Source organism: Yoonia tamlensis, assembly GCF_900115105.1.
GTDB classification, from domain to species: Bacteria; Pseudomonadota; Alphaproteobacteria; order Rhodobacterales; family Rhodobacteraceae; genus Yoonia; species Yoonia tamlensis.
In genome coordinates this window covers 400179-419562 of record NZ_FOYP01000001.1, presented here as the reverse complement: position 1 = coordinate 419562, position 19384 = coordinate 400179, and the positions used below count along the sequence as shown (strand labels likewise).

The 19384-nt window shown below is 58.0% G+C and carries 20 protein-coding genes and 1 riboswitch; of the genes, 15 read left to right on the top strand and 5 right to left on the bottom strand.

Annotated elements, in window-relative coordinates:
* Positions 1-97 precede the first annotated feature (97 nt).
* Together BM320_RS02160 and BM320_RS02155 are read left to right on the top strand one after the other, a co-directional pair.
* Positions 98-2200 carry a bifunctional rhamnulose-1-phosphate aldolase/short-chain dehydrogenase gene (locus BM320_RS02160; RefSeq protein ID WP_090195874.1) on the top strand — a complete coding sequence of 701 codons (2103 nt, stop codon included), beginning with the start codon at positions 98-100 and terminating at the stop codon, positions 2198-2200.
* 26 nt (positions 2201-2226) lie between these two features.
* The gene (locus BM320_RS02155) at positions 2227-3468 is read left to right on the top strand and encodes an L-rhamnose isomerase (protein ID WP_090195871.1); all 1242 of its coding nucleotides are present in this window, start codon (positions 2227-2229) and stop codon (positions 3466-3468) included.
* An 18-nt stretch (positions 3469-3486) separates the two neighbouring features.
* Here the strand turns inward: BM320_RS02155 and BM320_RS02150 are convergent, their stop codons facing one another.
* Genes BM320_RS02150 through BM320_RS02140 form a run of 3 tightly spaced genes read right to left on the bottom strand, consistent with a single transcriptional unit; the run spans position 3487 to position 6280 of the window.
* Positions 3487-4164: a GntR family transcriptional regulator gene (locus BM320_RS02150; RefSeq protein ID WP_090195868.1), complete on the bottom strand. Its 678-nt coding sequence runs from the start codon at positions 4162-4164 to the stop codon at positions 3487-3489.
* Positions 4161-5192: a Gfo/Idh/MocA family protein gene (locus tag BM320_RS02145; RefSeq protein ID WP_090195866.1), complete on the bottom strand. Its 1032-nt coding sequence runs from the start codon at positions 5190-5192 to the stop codon at positions 4161-4163. Before BM320_RS02145 ends, BM320_RS02150 begins: the two co-directional genes overlap by 4 nt.
* Positions 5189-6280 (bottom strand): isocitrate/isopropylmalate dehydrogenase family protein, encoded by a 1092-nt coding sequence (locus tag BM320_RS02140; protein ID WP_090195863.1) that lies wholly within the window; start codon positions 6278-6280, stop codon positions 5189-5191. The genes BM320_RS02145 and BM320_RS02140 overlap by 4 nt, the downstream gene beginning before the upstream one ends.
* Positions 6281-6407: 127 nt before the next feature.
* Between BM320_RS02140 and BM320_RS02135 the strand changes: the two genes are divergently transcribed.
* The 10 genes from BM320_RS02135 to BM320_RS02090 all read left to right on the top strand — a co-directional run bounded on the left by BM320_RS02135 (position 6408) and on the right by BM320_RS02090 (position 14712).
* Positions 6408-7418, top strand: coding sequence for a TRAP transporter substrate-binding protein (locus tag BM320_RS02135; RefSeq protein ID WP_242650934.1), 1011 nt, complete (start codon positions 6408-6410; stop codon positions 7416-7418).
* Positions 7419-7478: 60 nt separating this feature from the next.
* The gene (locus tag BM320_RS02130; protein ID WP_090195860.1) at positions 7479-7988 is read left to right on the top strand and encodes a TRAP transporter small permease; all 510 of its coding nucleotides are present in this window, start codon (positions 7479-7481) and stop codon (positions 7986-7988) included.
* Complete coding sequence (locus BM320_RS02125) at positions 7985-9268, top strand: TRAP transporter large permease (protein WP_090195858.1); 1284 nt, start codon at positions 7985-7987, stop codon at positions 9266-9268. The genes BM320_RS02130 and BM320_RS02125 overlap by 4 nt, the downstream gene beginning before the upstream one ends.
* 10 nt (positions 9269-9278) lie before the next feature.
* Complete coding sequence (locus tag BM320_RS02120) at positions 9279-9569, top strand: putative quinol monooxygenase (RefSeq protein ID WP_090195855.1); 291 nt, start codon at positions 9279-9281, stop codon at positions 9567-9569.
* Positions 9566-10363 (top strand): N-acyl homoserine lactonase family protein, encoded by a 798-nt coding sequence (locus BM320_RS02115; protein ID WP_090195853.1) that lies wholly within the window; start codon positions 9566-9568, stop codon positions 10361-10363. The genes BM320_RS02120 and BM320_RS02115 overlap by 4 nt, the downstream gene beginning before the upstream one ends.
* Positions 10360-11592, top strand: a complete 1233-nt coding sequence (gene otnK, locus BM320_RS02110) for a 3-oxo-tetronate kinase (protein WP_090195850.1) — start codon at positions 10360-10362, stop codon at positions 11590-11592. Before BM320_RS02115 ends, otnK begins: the two co-directional genes overlap by 4 nt.
* Complete coding sequence (gene otnC, locus BM320_RS02105; RefSeq protein ID WP_090195848.1) at positions 11589-12233, top strand: 3-oxo-tetronate 4-phosphate decarboxylase; 645 nt, start codon at positions 11589-11591, stop codon at positions 12231-12233. Before otnK ends, otnC begins: the two co-directional genes overlap by 4 nt.
* Before the next feature lie 158 nt (positions 12234-12391).
* Entirely contained in the window at positions 12392-12919 is a 528-nt protein-coding gene (locus tag BM320_RS02100; RefSeq protein ID WP_090195846.1) for an RNA polymerase sigma factor, read from the top strand.
* A complete protein-coding gene (locus tag BM320_RS02095; protein ID WP_090195843.1) occupies positions 12916-13491 on the top strand; it encodes a hypothetical protein in 576 nt (191 codons plus the stop codon). Before BM320_RS02100 ends, BM320_RS02095 begins: the two co-directional genes overlap by 4 nt.
* Positions 13492-13506: 15 nt before the next feature.
* Positions 13507-14712: a S8 family serine peptidase gene (locus tag BM320_RS02090; protein WP_165614972.1), complete on the top strand. Its 1206-nt coding sequence runs from the start codon at positions 13507-13509 to the stop codon at positions 14710-14712.
* Here the strand turns inward: BM320_RS02090 and BM320_RS02085 are convergent.
* A complete protein-coding gene (locus tag BM320_RS02085) occupies positions 14709-15674 on the bottom strand; it encodes a 2-hydroxyacid dehydrogenase (protein ID WP_090195838.1) in 966 nt (321 codons plus the stop codon). The genes BM320_RS02090 and BM320_RS02085 overlap by 4 nt on opposite strands.
* Positions 15675-15842: 168 nt before the next feature.
* Here BM320_RS02085 and BM320_RS02080 point away from each other — a divergent pair, with 168 nt between their 5' ends.
* Entirely contained in the window at positions 15843-16733 is an 891-nt protein-coding gene (locus BM320_RS02080; RefSeq protein WP_090195835.1) for an NAD(P)-dependent oxidoreductase, read from the top strand.
* A 36-nt stretch (positions 16734-16769) separates the two neighbouring features.
* Here the strand turns inward: BM320_RS02080 and BM320_RS02075 are convergent, their stop codons facing one another.
* Positions 16770-17507 carry an SDR family oxidoreductase gene (locus BM320_RS02075; RefSeq protein WP_090195832.1) on the bottom strand — a complete coding sequence of 246 codons (738 nt, stop codon included), beginning with the start codon at positions 17505-17507 and terminating at the stop codon, positions 16770-16772.
* A gap of 130 nt (positions 17508-17637) precedes the next feature.
* Positions 17638-17722: riboswitch (glycine riboswitch) on the top strand.
* Positions 17723-17878: 156 nt separating this feature from the next.
* Here BM320_RS02075 and gcvT point away from each other — a divergent pair.
* Positions 17879-19000: a glycine cleavage system aminomethyltransferase GcvT gene (gene gcvT, locus BM320_RS02070; protein WP_090195829.1), complete on the top strand. Its 1122-nt coding sequence runs from the start codon at positions 17879-17881 to the stop codon at positions 18998-19000.
* 18 nt (positions 19001-19018) lie between these two features.
* A complete protein-coding gene (gcvH, locus tag BM320_RS02065) occupies positions 19019-19378 on the top strand; it encodes a glycine cleavage system protein GcvH (RefSeq protein ID WP_090195826.1) in 360 nt (119 codons plus the stop codon).
* The last annotated feature ends 6 nt before the right edge of the window (positions 19379-19384 follow it).

Genomic DNA, 19384 nt, shown 5'->3' with positions numbered 1-19384 from the left:
ATGATCGTTTGTGATTGATATTGATTGACTTGAACGCGCATTCCCGTCACCTTGATTTCGAATAGTTAGACATAACCCGCCGTCCACGGAGACACACATGACAGCTTCTCAAAACAGCCAAAGCCTTGAAAACAAATGGAATGAATCCAAAGCCGCTAAGATGAGCGAGCCTGAAAAGCTGCTGTATCGTTCGAATCTTCTGGGTTCGGACAAGCGAATCACCAACTACGGTGGTGGCAACACTTCGGCCAAGGTGATGGAAAAAGACCCGCTGACCGGTGACATGGTTGAAGTGCTTTGGGTCAAGGGCTCTGGCGGCGATGTCGGTTCGATCAAGATGGACGGGTTTTCGACGCTTTATATGGACAAGCTGAATGCACTGCGCGGCATCTACAGAGGCGTCGAATTTGAAGATGAAATGGTAGGCCACCTGCCCCATTGCACATTCAACCTGAACCCGCGCGCGGCGTCTATTGATACGCCGTTGCATGCCTATGTGCCGAAAAAGCATGTCGACCACATGCACCCGGATGCGATTATTGCGATTGCGGCGGCCAAAGACAGCAAAGCACTGACACAGCAGATTTTCGGCGACAGCATCGGCTGGTTGCCGTGGAAAAAGCCGGGATATGAACTGGGGCTCTGGCTGTCGGATTTCTGCGCCAAAAACCCGGATGCCAAGGGCGTTGTGCTTGAAAGCCACGGCTTGTTCACATGGGCAGACGACGCAAAGGACTGCTATGAGCTGACGCTTGAGATCATCCAGAAAGCGATGGATTGGTTCAAAGCCGAAACCGATGGCAAAGCTGCTTTCGGCGGCGCGATCCACAAGAGCCTCTCGGCGCAGGAGCGCCGCGCCACAGCCGCCCGTTTGATGCCTGCAATCCGCGGTTATGTCTCGGGTCAACAGCATATGGTTGGCCATTTCACCGACAGCGATGCGGTGCTCGAATTTGTGAATGCCAAAGACATGGAACGTTTGGCGGCGCTTGGCACCTCATGCCCCGACCATTTCTTGCGCACAAAAATCTGTCCGCTGGTCGTCGATTTCGACCCTGCCAAGCCTGATGTCGATGCAACTATTGCCGGACTGGACACTGCAATTGCCGATTACCGTGTCGGATATCAGGCCTATTATGACCGCTGCAAGCGTGACGACAGCCCCGCCATCCGCGACCCCAATGCGGTGGTCTACCTTGTCCCTGGTGTCGGTATGATCACATTTGCCAAAGACAAGGCAACCGCGCGGATTTCCGGCGAATTCTATGTCAACGCAATCAACGTGATGCGCGGTGCGGATGCGGTGTCCGAATATCAGGGCCTGCCCGAACAAGAAGCATTTGATATCGAATATTGGTTGCTCGAGGAGGCAAAGCTGCAACGCATGCCTGCGCCGAAATCTTTGGCGGGTCGCGTGGCATTGGTCACGGGTGGCGCTGGCGGGATCGGCGCAGCGACTGCGGACCGGTACCTGCGCGAAGGTGCCTGCGTGATGTTGGCTGATATTGACGACGCGGCATTGGCCGAGACATTTGAAGGGCTAAGCGGCAAATACTCGGCCGATGTCGTGCGCACGATCAACATGAACGTCACCGACGAGGTCGCCGTAGCCGAAGCCTATAGCGCCATCGCGGCCGAATTTGGCGGCATCGATATTCTGGTCAGCAATGCAGGCATCGCCAGTTCCGCCCCGATCGCGGAAACAACGCTTGATCTGTGGAACAAAAATATGGCCATCCTTTCAACCGGCTATTTCCTTGTAAGCCGCGAAGCGTTCAAGCTGTTCAAGGTACAGGACATGGGCGGGGCTGTTGTGTTTGTGGCTTCCAAGAATGGCCTTGCCGCGTCACCCAATGCTTCCGCCTACTGCACGGCCAAAGCCTCTGAAATCCACCTCGCACGGTGTCTGGCGCTTGAAGGTGCGCCGATTGGCGTGCGCGTAAATGTGGTTAATCCGGATGCGGTCCTGAAGGGGTCAAAGATCTGGCAGGGCGAATGGCTTGACCAGCGGGCTGGCACCTATGGCACCGACAAAGACGGGCTCGAAGAAATGTACCGTGAACGCTCGATGCTCAAACGTTCGGTCCTGCCCGAGGATATCGCCGAAGCTGCCTATTTCCTTGCCTCCGATCTGTCGGCAAAGTCGACTGGCAACATCATCAACGTCGATGCAGGCAACAAAGAGGCGTTCACGCGTTAAGCGGGGATGCCAAGGGAGGAACGAACATGAGCTATGAAAGCGCAAAAGCCGCCTTTGCCGATTGGGGCGTCGATACGGAAACCGCCCTGCGCAGGCTGGCGGAAATTCCGATTTCCATGCATTGCTGGCAAGGTGATGATGTGGTCGGTTTTGAATCCAAAACAGGCAGTTCCGGCGGCGGCATTCAGGCGACGGGCAACCATCCCGGACGGGCGCGCACGCCCGACGAACTGCGCGCCGATCTGGAATTTGCCTATGCGATGATTCCGGGCAAACACCGCCTGAACCTGCATGCCTGCTATCTGGACACCGATCAGAATCCGGACCGCGACGAAATTGAATTCAGCCATTTTGCGCCTTGGGTGGATTGGGCGCGCGATCAGGGTCTGGGGCTGGATTTCAATCCGACATTCTTTGCCCACGCAAAGGCCGACGACAATCTGACGCTAAGCCACCCCGATCAGGCGATCCGCGATTTCTGGATCGAACACGGGAAACGGTCACGCGATATTGCCGCGCAAATGGGGGCGGCGCTTGGGACGGCTTGTGTGAATAACATCTGGGTTCCGGACGGGTATAAAGACACGCCCGTCGACCGCTTTGCACCGCGCCAACGGCTTGAGCAGTCATTGAATGCGATCATGCAAACGCCCCATGATAAGGCGCAGTTGCTGGACGCTGTGGAAAGCAAGCTGTTTGGCATTGGCGTAGAAGCCTGCACCGTTGGCAGCCATGAATTCTATATGGGCTACGCGATCCGCAAAGGCACACTTTTGTGCCTTGATATGGGGCATTTCCACCCGACAGAAAACGTCGCAGACAAACTTAGTTCTGTCGCCCTTTCAGTTGATGAAATCCTGCTCCACGTCAGCCGCCCGATGCGCTGGGACAGTGACCACGTGATCCTTCTGGATGATTCAATCCTGCAAATGGCGCAGGAACTGGTCAGCGCGGACCTATTGGATCGCACGCATATCGGGCTTGATTTCTTTGACGCGACAATCAGCCGGACCGCTGCTTGGGTGATCGGTACGCGCAACATGCAAAAGGCGCTTTTGCGCGCGCTATTGGCGCCTTGGGACCGGTTGAAATCGGCAGAGGACCGGCTTGACTACACAACCCGCCTGATGGTCACCGAAGAAATCAAAGACCTGCCATTTGGCGCGGTCTGGGCCGAGTTCTGCAACCGGATGGATGTGGCAACGGGGCCGGTTCTTTTGTCAGAGCTTGATCGCTACCAAGCCAAAGTATCCGGCCGCACGTCGTAGTACCGCAGCACCGGCTGCCTAAATCAGGGTGAGCCGGTGTTTTTCAAGCAACGCGAGCAGCATTGTCTTGGCTTTCTGGCGATGGATCTTGTGGATATCATGGGCGGCGGCGGGATCGCCGTTCTTGATCGCTTCAAACACCAGCCGGTGGTCTTCGTTCGATTGCGTTGGCAGCGGCCGCATGAACAGCGTGAGCGCACGCGCGCGGCGCACCTGATCGCGCATCATCGCGACGATTGTTTCAATCCGCGAATTATTGCCAAGCCGCACCAGTTCCGTGTGGAACCGGTCATCGGCATCGGCCCATGCCTCTAGGTCGTCTGACGCAATTGCGCGGTCCATGTCATTGATCGCCGCCTCAAGCTGTTGCAGGTCTTTGGCGGCATAGGATTGCTGCGCCGCCTGCCCTGCCGCGAGGCTTTCCAGCTCTGTCAGCACATCGTAGATTTCGCGCATATCATCCGAAGAAACCGGCAGCACACGCACACCTTTGCGCGGGCGCAACTCGACCAGCCCTTGGCTTTCCAAAATCAGCGCGGCCTCGCGCACGGGTGTGCGCGACATGCCAAACCGCTGGGCAAGCTCGGCCTCGAGGTGATCGGACCCTGCGGGAAGCTCTCCGCGAAAAATCAGCCCGCGCAATTCATGCACGGCGCGCTGCGTTGACGACAGTGTTTTCGCGGTAGTTTCGGTCACGGAATCTCCAGATTTATTTTGCGGCCTTCACGGGCGGAACGATATATCATCTCCTCGATCTGGATAACAGCAATGTAATCCGCCGCAAGGTTTTCAAGCGGCGCACCGTCCAAGACCCCCGCAACCACATGGCTTTGCAACGCAAAAACGCAATCACCGCCAAACCCGTCCCAAGTATCGGGCGGGCTGATTTGCCGGGGTGTGGTCGTGCCGAATGCCCGCAACTGCACCGATCCGTCACCAAGCAATGTCAGCGTGCCTTTGGTCCCTTCGATCAGCGCCTCGCCCATGGTGCGCCGCAGGTTGTCAGCCGCGTGGTCAAGGTTGCGATTGCCGTCAAACAGTGCCCGCACCCCGTCTGCGTGGTCAAACAGGACAAACCCCGCATCCTCGCCCGCGATCACCGGATTGATCCGGCGCAGATCGGCGTAGACGGCGCTGGGGTTGCCAAACAGATAGCGGAACGTGTCGACCCAATGCACCGCCGTTTCATGAATCAGGAATTTTTCCATCTCTTGAAAATACGGTTGGCGGTCCAGATAGGCGCGCGGGCCCTGCCCGTCACCGGGGCGCAGCCGGAAAGTTGCTTGTTGCACCGCGCCAATGCTGCCAGCATCCAGCGCGGTCTTGATCGCGCGATACCACGGTTGAAACCGGAAGTTTTCATGCACGATTATACGCGCGCCCGCGGCGTCCGCCTCGGCAATGATCGTGCGCGCCTCGTCCAGCGATTGGCAGAATGGTTTCTGGCAGATCATGGTCTTGATCCCCGCCGCCAACGCCGTGCGGATCGCGGTGGCATGGGCAACGGGGGGCAGAATGATGTCCAACAAATCCGGCTGCGTTTCATCCAGCATGCGCGCCAGATCATCAAAGGCAGGCAGGCCCGTTTCGCGTGCCTTTGCGATGTCGCGATTGCATGATCCGACTAGCGTCACACGGGCGTCCCGCGCCCAGCCGCCATAGTGGAACTGGCTGAAATAGCCAGCCCCGACGCAAGCAACGCGCAGGTGGCTTTTGCCCGTCATGACAGGTTCAACGCTGCGGCCACGGCTGCGGCTGATTGCGCTGTACCGGCATCGCCGCCCAAATCACGGGTCAGGATTTCACCTTTGCTCACAACGGCTTCCACCGCCTCGCGCAATTTGGTGCCATCCGCCAGCATCGCCGCATTATCGTGCTTGATCCCCAGCCATTCCAGCATCATCGCAGCAGACAGGATCATTGCCAACGGGTTGGCAAGCCCCTGGCCCGCAATGTCGGGCGCAGACCCATGACACGGCTGGAACACGGCATGTTCAAGCCCGATATCCGCCGAAGGCGCCAGCCCAAGCCCGCCCATCAGCCCTGCACCCAGATCAGACAGAATATCGCCAAACATATTTTCGGTGACCATCACGTCAAATTCCCAAGGCTTGAGCACCATCCAAAGCGCCGTTGCATCGACATAGGCGTGATCCGCGGCCAGATCGGGGTGTTTTGCGGCCTCGGCATCAAACATTTCGCGGAAAAATGCAAAGGCGCGGAACACGTTGGCCTTGTCCACGCATGTGACCTTGCCCGGACCACGGCCGGTTTCTTTGCGTGTGCGCGCCAGTTCAAAGGCGAATTTGAACAGTTTTTCAGAAATATCGCGGGTGATCAGCAGGGTTTCGCGGGCCTCGTCCTTGGTCACTTCGCCACGCCCTTGGGTATAGAACAACCCTTCGGTGCTTTCGCGGATCAGGACAAAATCAATCTCGCGGCCTTCGGGGATCTTAAGCGGGGTGCGCTGGTTGGCGCGCACCGTGACGGGCCGCACGCCCGCGAATAATGTCAGCGCTTTGCGCAGATCAATCTGGGGTGAAATTTCGGTGCCATCCGCATAGCGCACCGAAGGCAGACCCATCGCCGAAAGCAGAATCGCATCTGACCGGCGGGCGATTTCCATTGATGCCGCAGGCAGCGATTCGCCTGTTTGCGCGTAATGCGCGGCGCCTGCAGGCGCATCTGTAAATGACAGATCATAGCCATCAGATTGCGCAGCCAATTGCCGCAAGATTGCAACGGTTGGCGCTGTAATTTCTGGCCCAATGCCATCGCCTTCAAACACTGCGATTTCAAAATTTGTCTTCATGAGCCGGCGTTCCTGTCGTTCTAAGTGAAATTTATTTCGGGCGTCAGTTTTCGAAAGTTGACAACGCATAATTTAATGCATACGTAAACAAATGCAATATCAACGTTCAGTTCTTTGGGAGGAAATTATGAACATGAAGATCAAAACAACAATGAAGATGTCGGCGGCGGTTGCTGCATTGCTGGTTGTTGCAGGGGCCGCACAGGCGCAAGAAATCCTGCAATTCAGCCATACAGATAACCCCGGCGGATCACGTGATCAGGCGGCACAGGTGTTTGCTGATAAGGTCGCCGAATATACCGAAGGCCGCTATGAGGTCCGCATTTATCCGGCTGGTCAGCTGGGCAACGACCCCAAGGCAATTGAGCAATTGCAACTGGGCGGCGTTGACTTCACCGTATCCGCAACCGGTTCATATGCGACGCACCTGCCGTCATTGAACCTGACAGCGATGCCGTTTTTGGTCGACAGCTATGAACAGGGCTGGGAATTCTACGACAACTCTGCATGGCTTCAGGGCGAATTCGACAAGTTGCCAGAGGTAGGTTTCCGCGTTCTATCCACATGGGAAGCAGGTTTCCGCAGCTATACCACCAACTTTGAACTGCATTCGCCCGCTGACGCTGTTGGCAAAAAGATGCGCGTATTCCCCAACGACATGATCCGCTGGACCATGGAGGCCATCGGGTTCCAGACTGTCGTCATGCCAGTGACCGATGTATATCTGGCGATCCAGCAGGGCACCGTTGACGGACAGGAAAACCCTGTTGATACAATTGTTTCACTCAAATTCACCGAAGTCGCACCGAACCTGACATTGACCCGCCACGTCTATTCGCCGCTGCCGCTGACCATTGCCGAAGAAACATGGCAATCGTTTTCGGACGAAGACAAAGACGCGGTGTTGCGTGCTGCGGCGGATTCATCAGCCTTTAGCCGTGAATTGGTGAAAAACTCCGAGGCTGCGCAGCTTGAACAGCTTGCCGCTGATGGCGCAACCATTATCACGCCAGAAATCGGCCCGTTCCGCGATGCGGTTGCATCGGTTTACGACCAGGCGCGCGGCGTTTACGGCGAAGAAGTCGACAAGGTTCTGGCCGAAGCCGCCGCGATCCGCGACGCGATGCCTGCAAACTAAACAACACCCAAGGTGCCCGACAGCGGGCACCTTTTTTCTTTTCTATAAGGTCCGGACACCATGGATTTCCGCCCCTCCTATCCGCCGCTCTTGCGCGGCCTTAGCCATTTTATCGACGGTCTGCTTGTGCTTGGCGGACTATCCATCCTGATCCTTGTCTTTGCCAATGCAACCCTGCGCGGCTTTGCCGGATTTGATCTGGCATGGTCGCTAGAAGTCACGGCATTCTTGCTGCTTTGGAGCACATTTCTGGGCTGTGCTGCCGCAATGGCGCGCGGCGCGCATATGCGCGTGACCGAGATTGTGGATTCGCTGTTTTCACCGCGCATCAAGACCTATCTTGAACATGTGATTAACGCGGTGGTGATTATCCTGCTTGTCAGCCTGATCATCAAAGGCATCGGCATTTCCGAACACACTTGGCGGCAAAAAACCACGGTACTTTATTGGCCTGTCGGGCTGCTTTACGCGTCGATGCCTGCGGGCATGATCCTGACGCTTTGCTTCCACATCTATAATTCATGGCTTGTCCTGCGTGGCACCACCAAACCGCAAGAGGCATCCGAATGATCCTGCTCTTTGTTGTCGCCGTCTTTCTGACGACCGTTTTCCTTGGGTTTCCGCTTGTCTGGGCGATCCTGATATCGGCGGTTCTGCCGATCATGGTATTTGATCTGGGCTATCCGTTGCAGGCACTTTACCTGAACTTTATCGGCGGGGTTGAACCCAACCACTTTATCGCGATCCCGCTGTTCATCGTCGCTGGCGAATTGATGAGCCGCGGCGGCGTTGGCCAGCGTATCATCACGTTTTCCAAGGAACTGTTCGGCTTTATGCCCGGCGGGCTTGGCATGGTGGTTGTGGGCGCGTCGATGATTTTTGGCGGGATTTCAGGCTCTGCTATTGCCGATAGCGCCGCTATCGGGTCGGTGATGATCAAAAACATGGCCAAACGGGGCTATACCCCCGCCTTTGCTGCCGGTCTCGTTGCGGCTGCTGGGACCATCGGGATCATCATTCCGCCATCCATCCCGATGCTGATCTACGGGTTTGTCGGCGGTGTTTCCGTCAAGGACCTGTTCCTTGCAGGCACCGTGCCCGGTCTGCTGTTTGGCCTGCTGTTCATGATCGTCTGCTACCGTGTTGGCAAATCAACCGGTTGCGACGCAGGCGGGCACCGCACCAGCACCGCAGCGCTTTCAAAATCGTTCCTCAGCACCCTGCCCGCGTTGATGATGCCTGTGCTGATCCTGGGCGGAATCTTCTCGGGATTTGTCACACCGACCGAGGCCGCTGCATTGGCCGTGATTTACGGGCTGGTTGTGACCATGTTGATTTACCGTGATTTCCATCTGCGCGACCTGCCTAAACTGATGACAGATGCGTTTGTCACATCCGCAATCGTGATGGTTGTGATCGGGGCGACATCTGTGCTGGGCTGGCTGATCACGCTTGAGCAAATGCCAACAATCCTTGTGGGCTTCGTGCAATCTGTGTCCAGCTCGCCTTGGGTGTTCTTGTTGTTGGTCAACATCGTGATGCTGGTGCTTGGGCTTGTGCTTGATCCGGTGCCTGCGATCTTGCTGACCGCGCCGCTGTTTCTGCCAACGGCGGTTAGCTTTGGGGTTGATCCGGTGCATCTGGGTGTCATCATGGTGTGTAACGTGGCCATCGGGCTGTTCACCCCGCCTGTGGGCGCCACCCTTTATGTCGCTTCGCGGATTTCAGGGGTTGGCGTGCTGAGCATCGCGCGTGCAATGGCGCCGCTTTATATTGCTGCGATCATCGCCTTGGCCTTGATCACCTATGTGCCCGCGATCTCCATGACGCTTGTGCATGCTTTCAGATAAGGAGCCGGAGATGTTTGTTGTTACCGTTCAGTTCCAAATCGCCCCTACACATGAAATCGAATTTCTGGCGCATATGCGCCAGAACGCTGCGCAATCGCTTGGCGCTGAACCCGGCTGTCATCAGTTTGATGTCTGCACTGATCCGGCCCGCCCTTGCGAAGTGTTCCTGTATGAAGTCTACGAAGATGCGCAGGCGTTTCAGGACCATCTGCACAGCGCGCATTTCAAAGCCTTTGACGCCGTGGTTGCGGATATGGTCCTCTCGAAACAGGTCGCCACGTTTGCAGAGGTCTGGCAATGAGCAATTGGGAAGTCCACGCGGTCAAATATGCCGACCGCAATGCGCGCACGCGGGCCGATAGTTTTATCCTTGCCGATAACCACGATGCACCGCACGCGATGGATTACTTTGTCTGGCTGCTGCGCAAAGGATCAGAGCTGATCCTTGTCGATACTGGTTATGACGATGCCGAGGCCACAGCGCGCGGCCGCCCGATCCGTATGGACCCGCGTGCCGCACTTGCCCCGCTGGGTGTCACGCCTGACGATATCACGCGGGTGATCGTCACGCATTTGCACTATGATCATGCGGGCGGGCTGCACTTGTTTCCTAATGCGCAGCTGCACCTACAAGCGGCGGAAATGGCTTTCGCCACCGGTCCTTGCATGTGCCACGACCCGCTGCGCGCGCCCTTTACAGCGGATCATATTTGCGAGGCAGTCAAACGGCTTTATGCGGGCAAACTGGTGTTTCATGACGGTGACGCCGAGGTCGCAGACGGTGTGACCGTGCATTGTATCGGCGGGCATAGCCGCGGGTTGCAAGCCGTGCGGGTGCGTACCGATGCGGGCTGGCTCGTGCTGGCGTCGGATGCGGCGCATTATTACGAAAACCTCTGGGCGCGCAAACCCTTCCCGATTGTTGTGGACCTGCAAGATATGCTGGACGGGTTCGACCGGCTGCAAACGCTGGCCAGCGCGCCGGGGTTGATTGTGCCGGGGCATGACCCGCTGGTGACCACCCTGTTTCCGCGCGGCGTTGCCGATCATATCACCCGCCTTGACCAAGGCCCCATGGGCAAGGTGCCACAATGAAAATTGGTGTCATTGCCGATGATTTCACCGGAGCGTCCGATATTGCGCTTACTTTGGCCGAAGCGGGCATGCGTGTCGCGCAATTTATCGGCGTGCCGGAAACGGATGCCGATCCGGATCTTGGCGCGGGCGTTGTCGCGTTAAAATCGCGGACCGAACCTGTTGCGGATGCGGTCAAAGCATCGCGTGCCGCCGGCAAATGGTTGCGCGCACAAGGGGCGGAACAGATTATTTTCAAAGTCTGTTCAACTTTCGACAGCACCGATCAGGGCAATATCGGCCCCGTTCTGGATGCTTTGGCGGATGATCTGGGTGTTGACCGCACGCTTGTCTGCCCCGCATTCCCCGAAAACGGGCGGTCGGTCTATCAGGGGCACCTGTTCGTTTTTGACAGGCTTTTGAACGAAAGCGGGATGCAAGACCACCCGCTGACACCGATGACAGATCCCGATTTGCGCAGGGTTCTGGCCGCACAAACCGCGCGCGAAATAGGTCATATTCCGGCGATGACAGTCGCGGCTGGTGCCACGGCCATTCGTGATGCGCTGTCCCGGACAAAGGGTCATGTGATCGTGGATGCAATCCACAATGCGGACCTGATGGCGATTGGGACGGCAAGCAAGGACCTGCCGTTTATATGCGGTGGATCAGGGATCGCGCTGGGGCTGCCTGCAAATTTCGGCGCAACCCCTGCCACGCCAGATTGGGCGGGGATCTGCGGGCCAGCCGTGGTGATTTCAGGATCATGCAGCCGTGCCACCCGCGCGCAGGTTGCGACCTATAAATCCCTTGCCGCATCGTTTGAAATCGCCGCTGCAGATGTCATTGACGGCAAGGTGACCGCCGCCAGCATAGCCGATTGGGCCATGGCCCAAACAGGCGCACCGCTGGTCTATTCCTCGGCCGATCCCGATGTGGTGCGCGCAGCCCAGGCCCAGTTTGGCACCACCCGCGCCGCCCATGCGATTGAAACCCTGTTTGCCGATCTGGCCGCCATATTGGCGCAGCGCGGGGTGACGCGGATCGTGGTTGCGGGCGGTGAAACCTCGGGGGCTGTGGTGTCCGGTTTGGGCGCGCATACGCTTGAAATCGGGCCACGTTTGGCGGCTGGCGTGCCTGTGGTGCGGGTCGCGGGCGCGGCCCCTTTGTGCCTTGCACTGAAATCGGGAAATTTCGGCGGGCCTGATTTCTTTGCCGAGGCACTGACCAGAATGGAGACCCCGACATGAGTCAGCAAACCCGCCTGCGCGAAGATATTTGCCGCATTGCCAAATCGCTGTTTGATCGCGGGCTGACCTGCGGATCATCTGGGAATATTTCGGCACGGCTGGATGATGGCACGCTTTTGGTGACACCGACCGGATCGTCGATGGGGTTCCTTGACCCCGCGCGCATCAGTCATCTGGACGCCACGGGGCGATTGTTATCCGGCGACGCACCCACCAAAGAAATCCCGCTGCACGCGGCATTCTATGAAACCCGCGCGACCACGGGCGCTGTGGTGCATTTGCATTCAACACATTCGGTTGCGTGGTCAATGATGCCCGAGGTCGAGGCCAATGATGTCCTGCCGCTTTTGACCCCCTATGCGGTGATGAAACTGGGCAAGGTGCAATTGCTGCCCTTCTTCCTGCCGGGCGATCCGCAAATGGGCGAGGCCGTGCGCGGGCTTGCCGGTAAACGTTCGGCCGTGCTTTTGGCCAATCACGGGCCGGTGGTTGCGGGCAAGGATATCTGGGCCGCGACCTATGCGATTGAAGAGTTGGAAGAAACCGCCAAGCTCGCGCTGCTGACGCGCGGCGTGCCAATCAACATGCTGTCAAAGACCGACCGCGCAGCACTTTATGCAAAATTTGGTGCGCCCGACTAAGGCGCAGACAGACGACAGGCTGAAACATCCGTTCGGTACATGCATCAAGATTTGCGTCCAGCGCGGGGCAATTGGCTTGGCCAAAATGGTTATCGTGCAGTATCAATGCTTAACCGCGCAGATCGACGAGGTGGATTTTGGACCAATATGCACAGCTTATGCGCCAGATCGCTGATGGCGATCGCTCGGCATTGGCGGCCCTTTACCGCGCGTTGGAAAAGCCCGTTTACAGATTTATTCTATCAAGATTGAACGATCCGCACGAGTCATCCGACTTACTTCATGACGTGTTTATCGAAATCTGGCGTTCAGCCAGCCGTTTTGAAGGGAGATCAAAAGTGCAGACGTGGATATTTGGCATCGCCTACCGCAAGGTCATCGACCGGCACCGCAAGGCCGGCCGCACAAGTCTTACCGATACCCCGCCAGAGGTTATCGACGATACAGACAGCGCCGAAACCTGCATTGTCGCCAGTCAGGATGCGGCACAGGTCCGCCACTGCATGGACGGGCTCAGCGACGAACACCGCAGCGCGATTGCCTTGGCCTTTTGGGAAGACATGAGCTACCGCGAGATAGCCAAAGTCTGTGACACCGCCGAAGGCACAATCAAAACGCGGATTTTCCACGCCAAGAAACTGCTGATGCGCTGCCTGTCGGCATTCGGGCCAGAGGTGACATCATGAGCCTATCATCCCAAGACGCCGTACTTCTTCTGCCGTTTTTGGCCAATGGCACGCTCGAGGGCGAAGAACTGGCACAGGTTCAGGCCGCCGTAGATCAAGACCCCGCACTTGCCGCGGAACTGGCGGCGCTGGAAAATATGCGCGCGACGATGCAGGCAGATGATACCGCCTATAGCCCCGGTGAATTGGGGCTTGCGCGACTGATGCGCGACATTGATGCACCGCACCAGCAATCCACGGCCCCGCGCGCGCGCATCTGGCAGATTGCTGCCGCGATATTGCTGGCGGTCGCTGTCGGGCAAACGGTTTTGCTGACACAAACAGACCCGTCAGGACAGGGTTATGAGCTGGCGGGCGATACGGGCGCGCAGTTCACGATTACGGTGCATCCGGACACCGCCGAATCCGATTTGCGCGCGCTTTTGCTGGCGGCTGAGGTTGAAATCGTCTCGGGGCCATCGGCATTGGGGCTTTACGGCTTGGCACTGCTTGAGGGGGCGGATGCGCAAGCCGCGCGCGCGCGCTTGCAAGCCGCCTCCGGAATTATTGCCTCGCTTGATGCGGTGCCATAAGCCATGAAAACCTTGATGCACAATTACCTTATCTTGCGAATGATGCTGATCGCAGGATTGGCGTTATTGATGATTGGCGCGCCAGATATTGCGGCGGCGCAAACCACCGCGCCGCCCCCTTCCACGTCCGAACGCGAAGAAAGGCCAATCCCGCAACGCGACGCCGATGCGGCCTATCTTTCTGTCGGGCGGGTCGAATATGTGGTCAGCGGCCCGATCAGCAGCGCGCCGGCGGCCGTTTCATCGCTGCAAGACGCAGGCGCTGTGATACTGACCACGCGCGATTTGGCACCGCTCAACCGGCGTGTGATGCTGTTTGATCTGGGGCGGCAGCTTGATCTTGGGCTGGCGCGGCGGTTACTGGGGCAAACCGCGCCGGATTTTCGTGTGGATATCAACCATCTGTACCGCTTTGCGCAGGGCGCACCGCGGCTTTATGCTTCTAACCTGATTGGTGACAATGGCGCCTGCCGGTTAAGCCCAAGCCGGAGAATAGGCCTGATAGACGGCCCCGTTGACGTGAACCATCCGGCGCTGCGCCAGGCGGCGATAATTACAGAAACCGCGCTTTTTGGCGATCAGCGCCCGTCTGGCACGGAACATGGCACGGCGGTTGCCGCGCTTATTGTCGGCGAAGATGCGGGCGGCGCGTTATCGGGCTATGCCCCGGGCGCGCGTCTGTTTGCAATCAACGCTTTTGCCGGCGAACATAGCGGCGTTGCGGCCGATGTTGACCGGATCGGGGCGTCGCTGTCTTGGATGCTGTCCAATGATGTGCGGCTGATCAATATGTCCTTTGCAGGTCCCCCAAATCACGTGCTTGAGGACCTGCTGTTGCAGGCCGAACGGGCGGGCGCGGTCATGATTGCGGCCGCCGGGAATGGCGGCCGTGACGCTGATACATTGCCCGCCGTATCCCCCGCAGTCATTGCAGTCACCGCGGTTGACGCGGCCATGCGCCGCTACCGGTCGGCAAATTGGGGGGATCACATCGCCTTTGCCGCGCCTGGCGTTGATCTCTATGTGGCGCGTCCCGATGGCGGCGCCTATGCAACGGGAACATCCTACGCCGCACCGATCGTTACGGCGCTTGCCGCGCGCGTTGGCGGCAATTCGGCGGCCACGGTGCGCAACCGGCTGCGCGCGCATGCGGTTGATCTGGGCGATCCGGGCCATGACCCCAGATTTGGCTGGGGGCTATTGCGCGATATCGGCTGCTAGACGGCGGCGCGCGACAGCAAGCCTGCGCTTTCGGGGACAGGGGTGATCAGCTTTTCGCCGTTTTTCCATGCGATCAGATTATCAATCGCCAAATCCCCCATGGCGCGGCGCGTTTCAACGGTGGCGCTGCCAATATGCGGTGTCAGGATCACATTGGGCAACGCGCGCAGCGCCTCGGGAATATGCGGCTCTGCTTCAAAGACATCAAGCGCCGCCGCGCCCAGCCGCCCGTCCTGCAAGGCTGCGATTAGCGCCGCCTCATCCACGACCGATCCGCGCCCGACATTGACCAAAACCCCGTCAGGACCAAGCGCATCAATCACCGCGCGATTGATCAGGTGATGGGTTGCCGCGCCCCCGGGCGCCACACAGATCAGCGCCTCGCAGTCGCGCGCCATTGCAACCAGATCGTCGTAATAGGCAAAGGGCACATCCTGTCTGGACCGCCCGTAGTAGACAATCGCCGGATCAAAAGGGGCAAGCTTGGCGGCTATCGCCTTGCCGATGCGCCCTAGCCCCACGATTCCGATTGTCCGCTTATCCGCCGAACGCGCCAAAGGCAGATTGCCTGCGCTTTCCCAGCGGCCCGAGCGCGCATTTGCCATTTCGGCCTCAAAATTGCGCATCGCTGCAAGATAAAGCAAAAGCGCGGATGTTGCGACTTCTTGGTTAAGCACGTTTGGCGTATGGCAGACAGGCACCCCGCGTGCGGTGGCCGCGGCGGTATCCACTCCGTCATAGCCGACCCCGTTGCTACTGATGATTTCGGCATTCGGAAGCTGCGCAAAAATATCCGCAGGCACGCCTAAGTGCCCGTCGGTCAAGATAAACCGCACCGCAGCACCATGTTCGGCAAGCCAGCTTGCGCGGTCGACATCCGCAAGCATCGTCGCCGTAAATGCAGCGTCAATCCGCGCACGCATATGCGGCGTAATAGTGCTAAGTATCAGAAGTTCCGACATCACTGGTTTCCTTTGCGGGTCTAGGCAGGTTGCGCAGTTTGGCCATACCGCGCGGACCGGCGCAAGCGGCTTGAGTGTCGCGCCGTCAAGCACGTATACTAGTAACCCTGTTGCTTTCGCGATCCAAGATCGTTACCTCATTACCAAATGGCATACTGGGAGAAAACCATGACGCAACCAAAAATCGGATTTATCGGGCTTGGCTTGATGGGCGGCGCGATGGTGTCGCGGCTACAAGACAAAGAATATGATGTCGCTGTTCTGGGCAACCGCGACCGGACTGAAATTGACAAGGCGATCGCGCGGGGCGCGACCGAAGCCGCATCAGCGCGCAACGTTGCTGAAACCACCGATATTGTCATGCTGTGCATGGGCACATCCGCGCATGTCGAAGGCCGGATGCGTGGCGACGATGGCGTGATTGCCGGCATCAAACCCGGTCAGATCGTGATCGACTTCGGAACATCGCTGCCCGGATCAACCCGCACATTGGGTGCAGAGGTCGCAGCCGCTGGCGGTATCTATCTGGATGCCCCAATCGGCCGCACACCAACGCAGGCGCTTGAAGGCAAGCTGAACCTGATGTGCGCAGGCGACAAGGACGCTTTTGACAAGGTGCTGCCCGTGCTGAACGATCTGGCGGAAAACGTGTTTCACCTTGGGCAGCTCGGCAATGGGCACGCAATGAAGTTGATCAACAACTTCTTTGGGCAGACCACCGGCGCTGCATTGGCCGAAGCCTTTACCATGGGTGATGTGATGGGCATCGACCGCCGTCAATTGTATGACGTCATTTTTGCCGGACCTTTAGGGTCACCGTTCATGGAACTTTGGTCGGCCTACGCGCTTGAAGGCAACCCGAACAAACTGGCGTTCTCGATCCAGAACGCGGCCAAGGATGTCGGCTATTACGATCAGATGACGCGCGATGCGGGCACCCCGTCAATCATGGTCGGCGGCGCGCTTGGTGCGCTGCGCGGCGCCACAGAAGGCGGACACGGTGACGCAATGGTGCCTGAACTGCTGGACTATTTCGCCGAGCAGCTCAAGCAGGGATAACCCACAGATGGCGCGCCCTGCCACAGGTGGGGCGCGCTATCCGCGACCGATAAACGGCATGGTTGACGCCATGACGGTCACAAACTGCACATTCGCAGACAGCGGCAAATTGGCCATATGCACCAATGTGTCGGCCACGTGTTTTACATCCATCACCGGTTCCGCCTTGATCGACAGATCCGCTTGCGGGACGCCTTTGGCAATTTGTGTGGTCATATCTGACGCCGCATTGCCGATATCAATCTGGCCGCAGACAATATCATAGGGACGCCCGTCCAGTGAAATCGACCGCGTCATCCCCGTGATCGCATGTTTTGACGCGGTGTAGGGCGCCGATCCGGGGCGCGGGACCGCCGCTGAAATCGACCCGTTGTTGATGATCCGCCCGCCTTGGGGCTGTTGTTTGCGCATCAGATTGAATGCCCCGCGCGCCGCAAGAAACGCGCCGTATAGGTTTACATTGATCACCGTCAGAAAATCTTCGGGGGGGATGTCGCCGATGGGGGCGGCTTTCACATTATTGCCTGCATTATTGAACAAAAGATCCAACCGGCCATAGTCGCGATCTATCTGCGCAAACAGCGCATCAACCGCATCGGCATCAGTGATATCGCAGGCGATCGCAGCGCCACCTTGCATCAACTGTACTGTCTCGTTTAGCGGGTCCATCTTGCGGCCTGTCACGATCACATCGAATCCGTTTTGCGCCAATGCAACCGCACAGGCCCGCCCGATTCCTGACCCGCCACCTGTGACCAATGCGATTTTCTTCATTTTTGTTCTCCGCTTGCGCGGCATATGCCGCCTTGTGCCATTTTTCTATGCGCCCAGGTTCTCGCATCACGATTATCGACGCAACGTGAAATAAAATCTTGATCGGGCTACTGCGACAGTGCATGAAGCAACAACGACATCGGGAGAACCAGTTCACTGGTGCCGAAGGAGCAACCGCCCCGGAAACTCTCAGGCCAAAGGACCGCTGTCGTTTCGAAGACTCTGGAGAGTGGTACGTATCGTGCCCGCCGAAGGGATAGCATTCTCAGGCAGATGGACAGAGGGGGCATCACACGCAGGGCGCAAGCTTTGCATCAAAGTGGTGCCGACAGATTTTCGATATCTGCGCGGCCGATGGGAAAGGGTCGTCAATGTCAGAACTGCTACACACTGCGCTATATGATTTGCATGTTGAACTTGGGGCCAAGATGGTCCCTTTTGCGGGCTATGCAATGCCCGTGCAATACCCGATGGGCGTGATGCAAGAACATCTTCACACCCGCGCAAAAGCCGGATTGTTTGACGTCAGCCATATGGGGCAGGTCATCGTTCAAGGCGATAGCTATGATGCTGCGGCGCTGGCGCTGGAAACCCTGATCCCTGTCGATATTCTCGGGCTTGGGTCCGATCGGCAGCGATACGGGTTTTTTACCAATGACGCGGGCGGGATGATGGACGATCTGATGCTGGCCAATCGCGGAGATCATGTTTTTGTGGTGGTCAACGCCGCGTGCAAGGCAGCTGATATCGCGCATATGCAGGCAAATCTGACGGGCGTGACCGTCACGGAAATCACCGACCGCGCGCTGCTTGCGCTGCAAGGGCCAGCCGCGGAAACCGTGCTCGCCGCACTTGACCCCAAGGCCGCCGAAATGCGGTTTATGGATGTCGCCACGCTGACACTCGCTGGCGTAGAATGCTGGGTGTCGCGGTCCGGCTATACCGGCGAAGACGGCTATGAAATCTCTGCCCCTGCTGCAAATGCCACCGCATTGGCAAAACAGCTATTGGCGCATGAGGATGTCGCGCCCATCGGATTGGGCGCGCGCGACAGCCTGCGGCTTGAGGGGGGCTTGTGCCTTTACGGGCATGACATCGATACGCAGACAACGCCAACAACCGCCGCGCTGAACTGGGCGATCCAGAAGGTGCGGCGCACCGGTGGCGACCGCGCGGGCGGTTTTCCGGGCGCGGATACTATACTGGCAGAACTCGCAGGCGGCGCCACAACAAAACGGGTCGGTCTTTTGCCGCAAGGCCGCGCACCGATGCGCGAAGGTATTGCATTGTTTGCCGACGAAACCGGCGCCACCCCGATTGGCACGATCACATCTGGCGGCTTTGGCCCCACTGTCGGCGGGCCTGTTGCGATGGGCTATTTGCCCACTGATTTGGCCAGCAACGGCACCACAGTTTACGGCGAACTGCGCGGCAAACGCCTGCCGCTGACGGTCGCGCCAATGCCCTTTACCCCTGCAAATTTCAAACGCTAACCACCACCGGAGAAGACTATGAAATATACCCAAGAACACGAATGGCTACGCGCTGAGGGCGATATCATCGTTGTCGGCATCACTGAACACGCCACCACACAGCTGGGCGACATCGTTTTTGTCGAACTGCCCGAAACAGGCACCACAGTCGCCAAAGACGACGAGGTTGTCGTGATCGAAAGCGTCAAAGCCGCATCCGATATTATGGCCCCGATTGATGGCGAAATTGTCGAAGTCAACGAAGCTTTGGGCGATAACCCGAGCCTCGTGAACGAAGACGCGCTGGGGGCCGGCTGGTTCTTTAAGATCAAACCATCTGATCCATCACAATTGGACGGCTACATGGACGAAGCCGCCTATAATTCCCTGATTTCTTAACCACGG